The 13,378-nt window shown below is 66.2% G+C and carries 11 protein-coding genes and 2 pseudogenes; 5 read left to right on the forward strand and 8 right to left on the reverse strand.

What is annotated here, in order from left to right; translation table 11 throughout:
- On the reverse strand, window positions 1–1,647 hold a 1,647-nt coding region (locus ACIBCK_RS38935; protein WP_399398078.1), incomplete at its 3' end, for a type I polyketide synthase.
- Between the two features lie 444 nt (window positions 1,648–2,091).
- Entirely contained in the window at window positions 2,092–2,745 is a 654-nt protein-coding gene (locus ACIBCK_RS38940; RefSeq protein WP_399398080.1) for a DUF1707 domain-containing protein, read from the reverse strand.
- A gap of 356 nt (window positions 2,746–3,101) precedes the next feature.
- Here ACIBCK_RS38940 and ACIBCK_RS38945 point away from each other — a divergent pair, with 356 nt between their 5' ends.
- Together ACIBCK_RS38945 and ACIBCK_RS38950 are read left to right on the forward strand one after the other, a co-directional pair.
- Window positions 3,102–4,130: a methyltransferase gene (locus ACIBCK_RS38945; RefSeq protein ID WP_399398082.1), complete on the forward strand. Its 1,029-nt coding sequence runs from the start codon at window positions 3,102–3,104 to the stop codon at window positions 4,128–4,130.
- Between the two features lie 115 nt (window positions 4,131–4,245).
- A pseudogene (locus tag ACIBCK_RS38950) lies at window positions 4,246–5,307 on the forward strand (IS5 family transposase).
- 53 nt (window positions 5,308–5,360) lie between these two features.
- Here ACIBCK_RS38950 and ACIBCK_RS38955 read toward each other — a convergent pair.
- From ACIBCK_RS38955 to ACIBCK_RS38965, 3 genes are all read right to left on the reverse strand, one after another.
- On the reverse strand, window positions 5,361–5,618 hold the full coding sequence (locus tag ACIBCK_RS38955; RefSeq protein WP_399398083.1) for a hypothetical protein: 258 nt from the start codon (window positions 5,616–5,618) through the stop codon (window positions 5,361–5,363).
- 211 nt (window positions 5,619–5,829) lie between these two features.
- Window positions 5,830–6,831: a transcriptional regulator gene (locus tag ACIBCK_RS38960; protein WP_399398085.1), complete on the reverse strand. Its 1,002-nt coding sequence runs from the start codon at window positions 6,829–6,831 to the stop codon at window positions 5,830–5,832.
- A 709-nt stretch (window positions 6,832–7,540) separates the two neighbouring features.
- Complete coding sequence (locus ACIBCK_RS38965) at window positions 7,541–7,951, reverse strand: hypothetical protein (RefSeq protein WP_399398087.1); 411 nt, start codon at window positions 7,949–7,951, stop codon at window positions 7,541–7,543.
- Between the two features lie 307 nt (window positions 7,952–8,258).
- Between ACIBCK_RS38965 and ACIBCK_RS38970 the strand changes: the two genes are divergently transcribed.
- The gene (locus tag ACIBCK_RS38970; RefSeq protein WP_399398089.1) at window positions 8,259–9,026 is read left to right on the forward strand and encodes a thioesterase II family protein; all 768 of its coding nucleotides are present in this window, start codon (window positions 8,259–8,261) and stop codon (window positions 9,024–9,026) included.
- Between the two features lie 259 nt (window positions 9,027–9,285).
- Here the strand turns inward: ACIBCK_RS38970 and ACIBCK_RS38975 are convergent, their stop codons facing one another.
- Window positions 9,286–9,510 (reverse strand): DUF5988 family protein, encoded by a 225-nt coding sequence (locus tag ACIBCK_RS38975; RefSeq protein WP_399398091.1) that lies wholly within the window; start codon window positions 9,508–9,510, stop codon window positions 9,286–9,288.
- Window positions 9,511–9,827: 317 nt separating this feature from the next.
- Window positions 9,828–10,268 carry a cold-shock protein gene (locus tag ACIBCK_RS38980; protein ID WP_399398093.1) on the reverse strand — a complete coding sequence of 147 codons (441 nt, stop codon included), beginning with the start codon at window positions 10,266–10,268 and terminating at the stop codon, window positions 9,828–9,830.
- A 945-nt stretch (window positions 10,269–11,213) separates the two neighbouring features.
- Here ACIBCK_RS38980 and ACIBCK_RS38985 point away from each other — a divergent pair.
- Window positions 11,214–11,738, forward strand: a complete 525-nt coding sequence (locus ACIBCK_RS38985; protein WP_399398095.1) for a hypothetical protein — start codon at window positions 11,214–11,216, stop codon at window positions 11,736–11,738.
- A 430-nt stretch (window positions 11,739–12,168) separates the two neighbouring features.
- Complete coding sequence (locus ACIBCK_RS38990) at window positions 12,169–13,254, forward strand: integrase core domain-containing protein (RefSeq protein WP_399398096.1); 1,086 nt, start codon at window positions 12,169–12,171, stop codon at window positions 13,252–13,254.
- 30 nt (window positions 13,255–13,284) lie between these two features.
- Here ACIBCK_RS38990 and ACIBCK_RS38995 read toward each other — a convergent pair.
- Window positions 13,285–13,378, reverse strand: a pseudogene (locus tag ACIBCK_RS38995) (IS5/IS1182 family transposase); the annotation flags it as partial.

Raw genomic sequence — 13,378 nt, forward strand, 5'->3', positions numbered from 1 at the left:
CGTCGCCGCCAACGACCACGCCACATCCACCGGCACCAACTCGGGCCGCGCCACCATCCACTCGCGCAACCGGGACGCCTGCCCGGACAAGCCCTCCGCCGTACGACCCGACACCAACCACGCACTCACACCATCCGCATCAAGCACCACCGGAGCGGCAACCGCCCCAAGCTCGTCGACGGCAGGCTCCTCCAGAGCACCCGCCGATTCGGCGTCCTCACCGTCAGGCGCCCCCTCGGCAGGCACCGACTCGCCTGCCCCGGTGGGGGCCTCCTCCAGGATGATGTGGACGTTGGTGCCGCTCATCCCGAAGGAGGAAACACCGGCACGGCGCACTCGCTCCCCGGCGGGCCAAGGCACCGGCTCGGACAGCAGCCGTACGTCCCCGGCCTCCCAGTCGACGTGCGGCGTCGGGTCCTCCACGTGCAGCGTCTGCGGCAGGCGCTCGTGCTTCAGAGCGAGGACCATCTTGATGATGCCCGCGATACCGGCCGCCGCCTGCGTGTGACCGATGTTGGACTTCACCGAACCCAGCCACAACGGCGGCTGGTCGGCACGCTCTTGGCCGTACGTGGCGAGCAGCGCCTCGGCCTCGATCGGGTCGCCCAGTTTGGTCGCCGAACCGTGTGCCTCCACCACGTCGACCTCGGCAGGCGACACGCGTGCGCTGGCCAGCGCCGAACGGATCACACGCTGCTGGGACGGGCCGTTGGGCGCCGTCAGACCGTTGGACGCACCGTCCTGGTTCACGGCAGAGCCTCGTACCACCGCAAGGATTTTGTGCCCGTTGCGCCGTGCGTCCGACAACCGCTCCGCCACGAGGACGCCCGCGCCCTCACCCCAGCCCGAGCCGTCCGCCTCAGCGCTGAAGGACCTGCATCGCCCGTCCACCGACATGCCCCGCTGCCGTGAGAACCCCACGAACACACCGGGGGTCGCGACCACGGTGACACCGCCGACAAGCGCCAGCGAGCACTCACCGGAACGCAGCGCCTGAGCGGCCATGTGCAGGGCCACCAGGGACGACGAGCACGCGGTGTCCACCGTGACGGCCGGGCCCTCAAGGCCGAAGGTGAATGCGAGGCGACCCGACAGGACACTGGTCGCAGTTCCCGTGACGAGGTGGCCCTCGGAGCCCGCGGTCTCGGGCAGGGGGCCCACGCCGTAGCCCGAGCTGTAGGAGCCGGTGAACACACCGGTCCTGCTGCCGCGCAGGGACGCCGCGTCGAGGCCTGCCTTCTCGAGAGCCTCCCAAGCGACCTCGAGCAGAAGTCGCTGCTGGGGGTCCATCATGAGTGCCTCGCGCGGGCTGATGCCGAAGAATCCGGCATCGAACTCGGCGACGTCGTAGACGAATCCGCCGTGGCGCGCGTACGACGTTCCGGGGTGGTCCGGGTCGGGATCGTAGAGGTTCTTGAGGTCCCAGCCGCGGTCCTGCGGGAACGCGCCGATCGCGTCGGTGCCGGAGGCGAGCAGCTCCCACAGCTCCTCGGGGCTCTCGGCCCCGCCGGGGAACCGGCAGCCCATGCCGACGATCGCGATCGGTTCCTGGCTCCGTTCCTCGACCTCAGCCAGTCGACGGCGGACCTGGCGCAGATTTGCCGTCACGAGCTTGAGGTAATCGCGGAGCTTGTCTTCGTTGGCCATTTACTGCCGCCATCCCTGCTTGCCGAGGATATGCACATCTGCCGCACTGCGGGGTTACCGCGGGATTTTTCGCAGAATGCCACTCGGGCACAGCGGAGGGGCAACGCCCAGAATCGCCAATGAGATCTAGCCTCGCGCTTGCCGCCAGTTACATTCTCAATATCTGAAGGAAGACACCGAGTGAGCGAATTGGGCCTTCAGAGGGCCCTAGAGATGGGCCTGAGATCCGACTCACCGGCAACTGGAAACTATCCGCGCCCGCCGAATCAACGCAACGTAGCAGTTGAACACTTGAACCTTGCATAACCGTTGCGGAGTGCCAATATACGGCTCGCGTAAACCCGGCCCGGGGACAACAAAGCGGTGGTCGGCTCGAAGGAGCAGGCCACCGCCTGTTACCGCACCAAGGTCACTGCGCCGCGGTCACAGCACCGCTGCGCGCGCTCAGACCGAGACCTCGCCTCGCACCCACTGCCCGAGTGTCCGCCGCGGGTACCTGATCACCACGTCTCCGCCGCGGATCCGTCCCGTCACGTTCACCCGGAACGTCACGGGTACGTCGGTGTCGGCGCCGGCGGCAGCTGCGGTCGTGCGGTTCTTCACCTCGCCGACGCCTACCTCGAGGCCGTCGGTCGCCACCTCGATGCCTGGCCTGACTACCAGCACGAGGTTTCCGCCGACGCTGACGTACGCGTCGAGGTCGAGGGTGTCGTGACTGATGACCGCCTCGGTGAAGTCGAGTTTGACGTCCCCTCCGTGCATCCGGATGGCCAGCCGGGGCGGGACCTCCCAGGAGCCGGAGCGGTGCAGGGTGCCGAACTTCTGCTTGATCTCCACCACGTCCGTGGGCGGCGCGCTCGGGTCGACGGGAGAGGGAGAGACCGGCAGGTCGCGGGTGAGCCCGGCCAGGTCACCGATCGTGCGCGCGGTGAGCGCCGTCGCCACCCGCTCCTCGAGTTCCTCGCTGGTGAGCCTGCCGTCACCCGCGGCGTCTCGAAGGATCTCCACCACCTGGTCGCGGTCCGTGTGTGAGGCCTTCATGTCTCCTGGGGGCACGTCCTCGGCGTTGTCGCCGCCAGACGCGTTCTCATCGCTCATGGACACAGCCTCATCTTCCGCCGGGAGAATCGCAAGGTGAATCCGGCCAACTCCCGGATTTCACACGGGGTCAACTATTGTTACAACAGCAGCCACGCACAGAAACCGTTCAACTGAACAGCCCTCGCGATTGAACAGATCCCGGCGAAACCGGCGTCGACGCCAGGGCGGTTGAACGACGACGCGGAATTCCTGCGTCGCCTAGCGTGATGCGCCCAAGCCACACCTTACCGTCCCTTGTGGCCTGCCAGGCCGTCCGGCTGCTCGGCAGGACATCTCGGAACAGGTGCGGGCGACGGCGGGGAAACAAAACTGTCATCCGAATCACGCCATCTGGCCGAGGGAGAAATAGGGCTATGGAAGCTTCGTTGTTGAGTCTCGTCATGGGCGGGTTCACCTCCGCGGCCATCGGCGCCGCGGCTCGTCTCGGTGTCGCGGACGCCCTTGCGGAAGGGCCGGCGACGGGCGTCGAGCTAGCCAAGGCCGTCGACGCCGACCCCGACGCGCTCGAATCTCTGATGAAGGCCGTGACGGCGCTGGGGGTCTTCGCCCGGGACGAGGAGGGCCGGTACACCAACTCGCACCTCTCCGAGCAGCTCAGGAGCGATCACCCCGAGTCGATCCGGCATCTGACCTCGCTGCTCTGCGGCCTCTACACCCAGGCGGCGAGCGGCGGGCTCACGGAAGCGGTGCGGACGGGCACGTCGGTCATGCCCCACGCGCTCGGCGTCTCTCTGTACGAGTACCTGGACAAGGACCCCGAGACCGCGCGCATATTCGACCTCGCCATGCAGGACTGGGCCCGGCCGATCGGGGTCCTCGCGGCAGACCACATCTCGTTCGAGAACGTGCGCACGGTGGTGGACGTCGGCGGGGGCAACGGAGCGCTCCTCAAGGCCATCCTGGCGGCGCACCCCCATCTCAAGGGCGTCTGCGTCGACCGCGAGGACACGTGTCGCCGGGCGGAGGCCGACCTCCTCGATTCGGGCGACGAGGACCTCATCGAGCGGTTGAGCTACCGGCCTTCGGACATCCTCCGGGAGGTTCCCGAGGGCGGCGACCTCTACATCATCAAGAACGTGCTCCACGACTGGAGTCCGGAGAGCTGTGTCCGGATTCTCAGCAACATCCGCAAGGCTATGAGTGCCGGTGCCGCGCCGGACCGCAAGCCGAGGCTGCTGGTCGTCGACCCCCTGACCGAGCACGACTCGGGGGCCGCGTTCCGCTCCGTCATCAAGATGGTGGTGGGTGAGACGAACACCCGTGAGCGCAGTGAGGCCGACATGCGCAGGGAAGCGGCAGCGGCGGGACTCGAAGTCCTGTCGATCATTCCCGCACCGGCGGACCTGAGTGTCGCCGAATGCGTGGTAGCCGAGAGCGCGTGACACCGTCGGCGCCACGAAGGTCCACCGTGAGTCGACTAGGTCGTGTCTGGAGTCCGGATCACGAGCTCGGTAGATCGCCTGCGTGATGTGGTCCGGACTTGATAGGCCATCAGTCATGGCGCGAGGCAATCTCACCGACGAGCAGTGGCCCCTGCTCGAGCCCTACCTCCCGGTCGCTGCGGTCGGCCCCATTCCCGACCTGCGGGAACACTTCAACGCGGTGATGTGGCGGTTCCGCACGGGCAGTCCCTGGCGGGACCTGCCGGGTGAGTTCGGGCCCTGGCAGAGCGCGTACGACCGCTTCCGGATCTGGGCGAAGCAGGGTGTCTTCCAAGGGCTGATGGAGGCGGTGATCGCCGAGGCCGCAGCTCGCGGCCAGGTGGACCTGGGCCTGGTCAGCGTGGACTCGGCGACCGCCCGGGCTCACCACCACGCCGCAGGGATGCCCCTGGACCCGGTCCAGCTCGAAGCCCTGGAGGAGGCCGTCAAGGAAGAAAAGGGGCTCCGGCAAAGGGATATACCACCCAAGAGGGCAGCCCGGAAGATCCGGCCCGGGCTGAGCGGCGAAAGCGCCAGCGACGACACCGGGCCCGGCTGAAAGCCGCTGAGCTGGGGGCGTTCGAGGGGCGGGTTAACCAGCAAGATCCATCTGGCGGCCGACCGGCGTTGCCGCCCGCTGACGTTCGTCCTCACACCCGGACAGGCCGACGACAGCCCGCAGTTCGTCCCGGTCCTTGAGCGGGTGAAGGTGCGCGGGCCGGTCGGTCGCCCCCCCCCCCCCCCCCCCCCCCCCCCCCCCCCGGGGGGGGGGGGGGGGGGCGGGGGGGGCCCCCCCCCCCCCCCCCCCCGGAACCGGCCGGAGGCGGTGGCCGGGGACAAGGCGTACTCCTCCCGCCACAACCGGCGCTACCTGCGGCGTCGCGGGATCCGGCCGGTGATCCCGGAGAAGGTGGATCAGGCGGCCAACCGCAAGAAGCGCGGCTCAAAGGGCGGCCGGCCAGTCAATCACGACGCCGACCTCAACAAGGAACGCAACACCGTGGAGCGGTGCATCAACCGCCTGCGGAACTGGCGCGGTATCGCGTTCCGCTTCGACAAGACCCCGCATAGCTACGAGACCGGACTGCATCTCTGCGGTGCAATGCTCTGGCTCCGCAGCATCGCACCGCAGTCATGATCCGAACTCCAGACAGGACCTAGTTGCGGCGAACCGCCCGCCCGGCGGTCGCGTCACAGCCGCCATCGGTCGGGTACGAGACTGGAGGCCACGACACCGTCGAGGAGTCGATCGCGCAGCTGATCGGTGAGCTCGATGAGCGCGTCCAGCAGGGCGGTCACGACGCGCTCCGGCGCGCCTGACTCGATGGCGGTCGCGGCCTCCTCCAGGAGCTGCAGGCAACCACCGGCGAGCTCCGCCCGCAGGTTCCTCTCCCGCAAGTCGACCCCGGCCAGCTGTTCGGCGGTGACGGCTGCGATGACTCCGCTCAACTGGCGGTTGCAAAGGGCTAGTTGCCGCCTGCCGGCGACAAGGCGTTCGTGAGGCATACCGAGGCAACGACGTGACGCCACCCAGGGTCACTCATGGGCGTGACGACAGGCGCCCTGATGGCGAGCACACAACACGAAGCTCCTGGTGAGCACGGGGACTTGGTCAAGGACCCCGCTACCAGGAGCTTCGTCGTTGGGTGCGCTCACGCGCCTATTCGGGATTCACGACACGCGCTCGCCTGTTCAACTCCTGGGCGAAGTCCTCCCAGATCTGCGAGTTGTGTCTGGAGAGCTGAACGATCAGCTCGATGCAGTGTGAGGGCACCGAGGCAACGATGTCAGTCATGTCCTTCGCGCCCAGCACGTTCTCCCTGAACATCCGCAGCAGACGCCGCCCCAGCTCGCTCTGGCGCAACGACGGGTCACGCATGAGCTTTTCGAGCGTGGCGGTGGACTGCGGCTCGAGAACGACCGCACTCACGTCAGGGAGGGTTTTGCGCGAGGCATTCGCGTCGCAGCGACTGGGGCTCCCCTGACTCGGGACGGGTTCGTCACCGCGTTCCAGCCTCCGGCGCACGTCGAGCGCGGTGGCGGGTGACACCCCGGCCGTCCGGGCCACCTGACGCAGTGAAGCCTCAGGGGTTTCTCTGATGAGCTCCGCCACCCGCAGGCGACCCTGTGCACCGTTCAGCGGACGGACCTTGCCGTCGCGTCCTATACGGAAGTTCGACTTCGGCACGGAGTCCGACGTACGCCGCAGCTCCGCGACCGCTCTCGCCCCGAGCCCCGTGGACTTCGCAATGGCTCGATCCGACATGCTGGGGTGCGACTTGAGGATCCGCAGCGCCGCCGCGGTGCGATCGGCCTGCGTCAGCGGCAGACCGTGCTCGACGTTCGCCTCGACCGCCTTGAGGAAGGCATCCTCGCTGTTGCCGTCGAAGAACTCGACCTCGATGACTTCCAGCCCCTTGATGGACGCTGCCATCAAGCGGTGGATCCCGTCAATCACACGCATGGACTGCCGGTCGACCAGTATCGGAGGGAGGGGACTTTCCAGTGCCGCGAGCCGTAGTACGTGAACCTTGTCCTCCCCCTCAAGTCGAGGGGAATCACCAGGTAATACCTGCATGATCGGGACCGAGGCTATTCCCGGTCCGCTATTCTGCCAATCATTCACTCCAGCCGAAAGAATACCGCCGCCCACACGGCCCATACTGCACCCCCATGACAACAACTGCGGCGAGCTATTTAAAGTAGACAGAGGTCAGGATTTAATCCCTTGACTCTCGCCGCACGCCCGTCGCACACATGGAAGCCCAGCAGGCAATTCCGAGACTCTCCCATTGGGTCCCCCGTGACGCATTAATTGACTGGCATATCCGGGTCGATTAATTCCAGCCTCAGGCTAACAGTCCACACTCTGCAACGGAAGCGGCACTCTCAGTTTTGCTCGTTCTTTAATTTCACACAACACGCTCTTTAAATGTGCGACCTGGACGGCAGCACCGTACTCCGGTCCCGCTTGGACCGGCTGTAGTCCTTATGTCCCCAAAATTGCGCCAAGCGGAACGAATACTTCCACCCTGCCAACCCTTTTATACCGCACGGAGGGAAAACTACGAGCCAGATACAAGCAAACTTTCGGCCACCTCGATGTACGCCACCGGTGCGCGATACGGAAATCACCTGACCACAGCGTTCAACCAGTTCGCCGGGGCTGTTCAACTGGCTCGACATCAGGGGTTGAACGCTGCAAACACGTCCGACCCATCCACGGTTCACCAGCAAATGGCAAAGCTCCGGCCCTTCGGAGCGACTGGAAAGCCGTTCCGAAGGGCCGGAGCTTCATCGTGCGTGCGTGGCGGCCGCCGAGGGGCCGGCTCATCGACGGATCCACCGGCCACCGCGCGGACCGTGGTGCGTTAAGCCTGGTCGGCGGCCTCCCCTGCCGCGGCACTCGCCTTCTTGGCACCCCGCTTCTTCGCCTTCACCTTGTTCTCAGGCGCTTCGTCGCCGACGGCCGAGCCATCGACCACTTCACCGACCAGCACATCCGAGTCGCCGGCCGGAGTTTCTTTCGGCACAGCCGGGACGCTGAGGCCGGGCACACTGAGATCCGGAACCTTCTGCACCGCTTCCAGCGCCGATTCGATCGCCTCGGCAAGGGACGGCGATACCGTGTCGTCGAAGTCAACCTTCGTGACGGCGACATCGGCGTTGGTCGGAAGTGAATCGGTTGCAAAGGCCGCATCGGCAAAACCGGCCTCTTGCAGAGTAACCGACTCTTCGTCAGTGATTTGCCGACTCAGAACCAGCGAGAATTTGTGCCCCACGTACGTCACCTCTCAATGTCGCCACGAATTCGGAACCGTATCCGGGCCCTGGGGACCATGCCCGGGTGGCCACGTGCCCTCCCGAACATATCTATCATCAGAGGTGCATCCGAGTCGCCGTTCAACTGCTGGCTCCTGGCAGTTGAGCGAGCGCCGAAAGCCGAAAAGGCCGTAATGACGCAGAGAAAACCACCGGTTCAACATACGTCGAACAGCGAGTGAGCGGCCCTGTCCTTGCCGCCGTTCCCAATTTTCGCTAAGTTCGGATTTCACTCAATGGTCCGATATGACAACTCTTTGGAGTGGAATGTCTCAGCCTTCGCCCGGGGATGAACTGTGGTGTCGCCGCTTTCATCCCGCCAAGAATCCTGCCGCACGCCTCGTATGCCTCCCGCACGCAGGCGGGTCGGCATCCTTCTTCCTCCCGGTGGCCGCGGCGCTGAGTCCCGATGTCGACGTCCTGGCCATCCAATACCCCGGCCGGCAGGACCGGCGCGCGGAACAGCCCATAGACGACCTGGCGATACTCGCCGATCGCCTCCACGGGGTCATCCAACGTCAGCCGGAGCTGCCCCTCACACTCCTCGGGCACAGCCTAGGAGCCACGCTCGCCTTCGAGGTGGTCCGCCGCATCGAGGCCGACGGGCACAGCCCGGTGCGGCTCTTCGCCTCCGGGCGCCGCGCACCCTCGACGCACCGGAACGAGTTCGCGCACCGCAGTGACACGGCGATCATGGCCGAGGTGCGGCGACTCAGCGGCACCGCTTCGGCCCTGCTCGGTGACGAGGAGATGATGCGGGCCGCACTCCCCGCGCTCCGGGCCGACTACAAGGCGGCCGAGACCTACCGCTCCGCGCCGGACGCCACCGTGAACTGCCCGATCACCGCACTGACCGGCGACAGCGACCCCAAGACGACGCTGGACGAAGCCAAGGCCTGGGGACAGCACACGACCGGTTCACTCGACCTTCGTGTGTTCACCGGTGGGCACTTCTTCATCAGCGACCGGAGCGCGGAGGTCATGCAGGTCCTGAAGCAACACTTCGGGGTCGAGCACACTCGCGCCGGCGGCTGACAGCCGCCGGCGCGAGGCGCCTGCCGCACGTTCACGCACGACTGCCGCGAGCACTTCCGTGCTCGCGGCAGTCGTCGTCTTCGGGTACTTGCTCAGAGTGTCTTGCCCAGGCGGTCGGCGAACAGGGCGGTGCCATACAGCAGCTCGGCGGTCGGTGTCACTGACCAGCCACGCCGGTGAGCTGGTGAGCCAGGTCAGGACCGCCGCGTAGGCGTCGGCCCGCTCCGGGTGCATCGGTGCACCTCGTGGTCGTGACGCGTCACTCCGCTACGTACGTGCACTGGGTCCACACAAAGACCCTCAGTTCGCGGTCGTCGACAAACGTAGTGTCGGAGCTGGCCTCAAAGTGTTCATAGCGATTGCCGTTCAGCACCTTGACCTTGGTCACGCTGAGATCGGATATGTAGCGCAACCGCTGCTCGTCGGCGAACGCCGAACGAGAGCCGCCGCTGAGGAACACGTTGGGGGCGCCATTGTCATCCATGATCATCCTCACTCTGTCGTTCCTGCTCTTGCTCTGCTCTTGCGCACGGGCGTCTCAACTCCGCCTGCGGATAAACGAGTTGATTTCGAGCCTCCGACAAGGCGGTCTCTACGTCACCGGCCCAGCAGGACAACGCAGACAGCGGCTCGGCCCCATGCGCGAGACCGGTAGGTCCGCGAGGCCTGAACCCCGCCCGCGATGACGCGTGTAGACCGTGACTCCGGCGTCGCCAGGGGGGTTGGGCCGGGTGCTACGGGGGGGCGCACCCGGCCCTGGTTCATGTGCGGGCACGCATGGCCCGCGCGGGGACTACCCCGTCAGCCCTCGACCCATCCGCGCCGCTTGCCGAGCAGCACGAACTGTTGGCGTACGTCGTGTATTTGATGGCCCGTCAGCTCTGGGGCGGAAGTCAGCAGCAGCTCGGTCACCTCAAGCGTGAACTCTGCCGAGCTGAGCACGTCGCACATCGGCTCCTGCTCTGCCACAGGGGGCGAGTCGGCCGTCGTGATCGGCGGGGCGGCCATGCCATTCGTCTGTACCGACGGGCTCTCCGCGTCATGACCCAGCCGCACCTTAGACGCCTTGAGGCCGCGTTCGCTGTCCTCGATCTCGAACTCCACCATGAGCCCGGCACGCAGCGCCGACTCGGGAATGAGCAGATCGTTCACATGCAGGAAAACGTCTTCCCCGCCGTACTCCGGTGCGATGAAGCCGTACCCGCGCATCCCGTCGAACCGGATCACTCGACCAGTAGCCATCCCCAACCCTCACTACTCACCCACCTGCCCAGCACTTTCGCCCGATCGTAATCGCACCCATCCGCAGCGTCTCGATCTCAGTTGAACACTTGCGTCAGCACGCCTTCACAGCAGGTCAGAGGCTATGCGCCCGGGCTCACACCAGTTGCGCACCCTGACTGCGGTGGGACGTGGGAGTAGGTGTCGTCGACCTTGTTCTCCATGGCATGGGCCAGATCGGGCGACCTCGGTCGACCACCGGTTGGCGCCGCTCCCAGGCTCCCGCCTCCTTGGGAGCCCAGAGAACGCCTCTGCTCCCAGAATCGCTCTCAAACACGAAGTAGGGGCCACCCGAAGGTGACCCCTACCTGCGACGTTTCCGTCGGGACGACAGGATTTGAACCTGCGACCCCTTGACCCCCAGTCAAGTGCATGATTCTGGTTCGGAGTTCTGAAGCCCCGTTGGCATCCGTACGACGCCATACGTGGACGTACAGCGCCACTGGTCCCTACTGGGCTGCGGTGTAGACGCCGTCGAGCTTATGGACGCCGAGCCCACTACCGCAATCAGTGAGGCGAGGCCGTCGAGGAGCACTGCCGTATATGCGGCCTCCTGCAGTCACAGGAGGCCGCAGGATGCGTGCTTAGTTCCTGGAAGGGATCCGTACCCGTGAACCAGGCTGAACCGAGACGTCCGCCCTGCCCATGTAAGGTCCACCAGCCGACCCCAACGGGCGAAGGCGCCGCCGAATCTGCAGATCGTGGCGGGCTGCCAGAGCTGCTCGTAAAGCCGATGGCGCTGTGGGCGGCCTACGCGGCGGGCGATCTCGTTGCGGCCATGGCCTTGCGCGTGGACACGGCGGACAGCATCGCGGTCTTCTTTGGTGACCGGGTCGCTGTAGTGGTTGGGCATGTCCACCCCCTCTGTTGGCGTGCGTCGCCGTCCAGCGGGGAAAGCCTCACGTCATGCAGATGACAGAGTCCTTCGCTGCGACGGTTGCCGCAGTCGCGCCCGTGATTGTGCTCGTGGGCGTGGTGGAGGTAGACCAACACCGCAAGATCCTTAACGAATCGCTCACCGCGAACTCCGAGGAACTTCGCGCTGCCCTTGAGCCCCTTCCCCGTGAGCCGACGAGAGAGCAAGTGGAGGCGGTGCGTGCTCGGTTCGAGGCCCTGCTACCCGAGGCACGACGGCGTACCAAGAGGTTGGTGCGTACCTACTTTTTGGCGATCGCCTGGCTTGTGGTCGTATTCGCGCTTGTTTCAGTTGAGGCTGTGGCCCTGGGGTGGCTCGCGAAGCCTGAAGGCAAACCCGAAACAGGTCAGGCCGTGTACTGCCTGACGACTCTCATCATCGGCATGTTTTGCGTGGCAACCCCGGCAATGTTCCGTCTACTGCGAGCTCCGATCGAGCCACTAGACCAGCGAGCACGTGAGTGGCGGAGGCTGGAGAGGCTAGAGCAAGACCTGTCAGCACGGCAGGAGGTGTAAAGCAGCGAAGGCCTGCACTGAGCGGCCTGTTGTTCCCGGGCATGCCTGATTGTGGCTGTGCATGGTGGCGAGAGCATCAGCTCAGTCTTACGTCCTGTCAACTCTCTTTTGTGAAGCCCCAGGGTCTCGGGGGCGCCGGCGTCGCTCGTGCCAGGTCGGTCCCCGCCAGGGGGCCTGGTGCGAGAACAAGACCCAGCGATACGGGCCTCACCCTCGACCGCGCGTCCAGCCCGCTCTGCAACGTGTGCGAAGCCAACCTCGAAACCTGGCGGGCGGCCAAGGAGTAGCGACCGTCCCTGATACCCGTAGGCCTCGACCGGCCGCTCGTGGGGCCCCTCGGGGCTGGGCGGCCTTGTGGGGCTCGTAAAGTCATCGCTGCAGGTGGGGGCCTACGTGCCAGGCCCTCCGCGATAGCTGGGATGCTGCGCGTGTGATTATCTCGATGCTGTACCGGGCCACCCGGGCGCTGCTGTCCATCCCCGCGGTCCTGCTGCGCCGGGACACGGCCAAGGACGCCGAACTACTGGTGCTGCAGCACGAAAACTCGGTGTTGCGACGACAACTCAGCGGTCCGGTCCGCTACGAGCCCGCGGACCGGTTCTGGCTGGCCGCGCTGTCGGCGCTGATACCGCGCCGCTGCTGGAGCAGCGTCTTCGCGGTCACACCGGGGACGCTACTGGCCTGGCACCGCAGGCTGATCGCCAAGGAGTGGGACTACTCCGACCGACGCCGACGCACCGGGCGTCCACCCACGGCGGCCCCGCTCAAGAAGCTGGTGTTGCGCCTGGCGCAGGAGAATCCGCGGTGGGGCCACCGGCGGATCCAGGGCGAACTGGCCCGACTGGGGCACCCGATCGCGCCGTCCACGGTCTGGGAGATCCTGCACAAGGCCGGCATCGACCCCGCCCCTCGCCGCACCGGCCCGAACTGGCGCGAGTTCCTCACCGCGCAGGCCGAGGGGATCATCGCGGCGGACTTCTTCCACGTCGACACGATCAACGGCAGCCGGCTGTACGCGCTGGCGTTCCTCGAACACGGCACCCGCAGACTCCACATCACCGGCGTCACCGCCCACCCCACCGCACAATGGGCGACCCAGCAGGCGCGCAATCTCGCCGATGACCTGGGCAGCCGCGTCGAGTCGCTGCGCTTCGTGCTCCGCGACCGCGACAGCAAGTACACCGGCTCCTTCGACGCCGTCTTCGAAGCCGAAGGCATGGACGTGCTACTCAGCGCACCCCAGGCACCGCGCATGAACGCTCACTGCGAGCGAGTGATCGGCACGATCCGCCGCGAGGCACTCGACCACGTTCTGCTCCTGAACGAGGCCCACGCCCGGCAGGTCCTAGCCGAGTACCAGGACCACTACAACAGACATCGGCCGCACCGATCCCGCGATCAACGACCGCCCGAGGCCCAAGAACAGCCAGCAGTCCTGGATGGTTTCGAGCCCCGCAAGCTCTTGCGCACCCGGATCCTCAGCGGAGCAATCAACGAGTACCGACATGCCGCTTGAACTGCAGCGACGACTTTTCGAGCCCCACACGGTGACGACCTGCACGTTCACGCCGTGGCGCCGGTGCTTGTGGGAGTAGTCGGCCCGGCCGTCACCGACCCGGTCGCACTCGGCGAGGGTGCCG

Origin of the sequence: Streptomyces sp. NPDC051218, from assembly GCF_044455475.1 — a bacterium.
GTDB lineage: Bacteria > Actinomycetota > Actinomycetes > Streptomycetales > Streptomycetaceae > Streptomyces.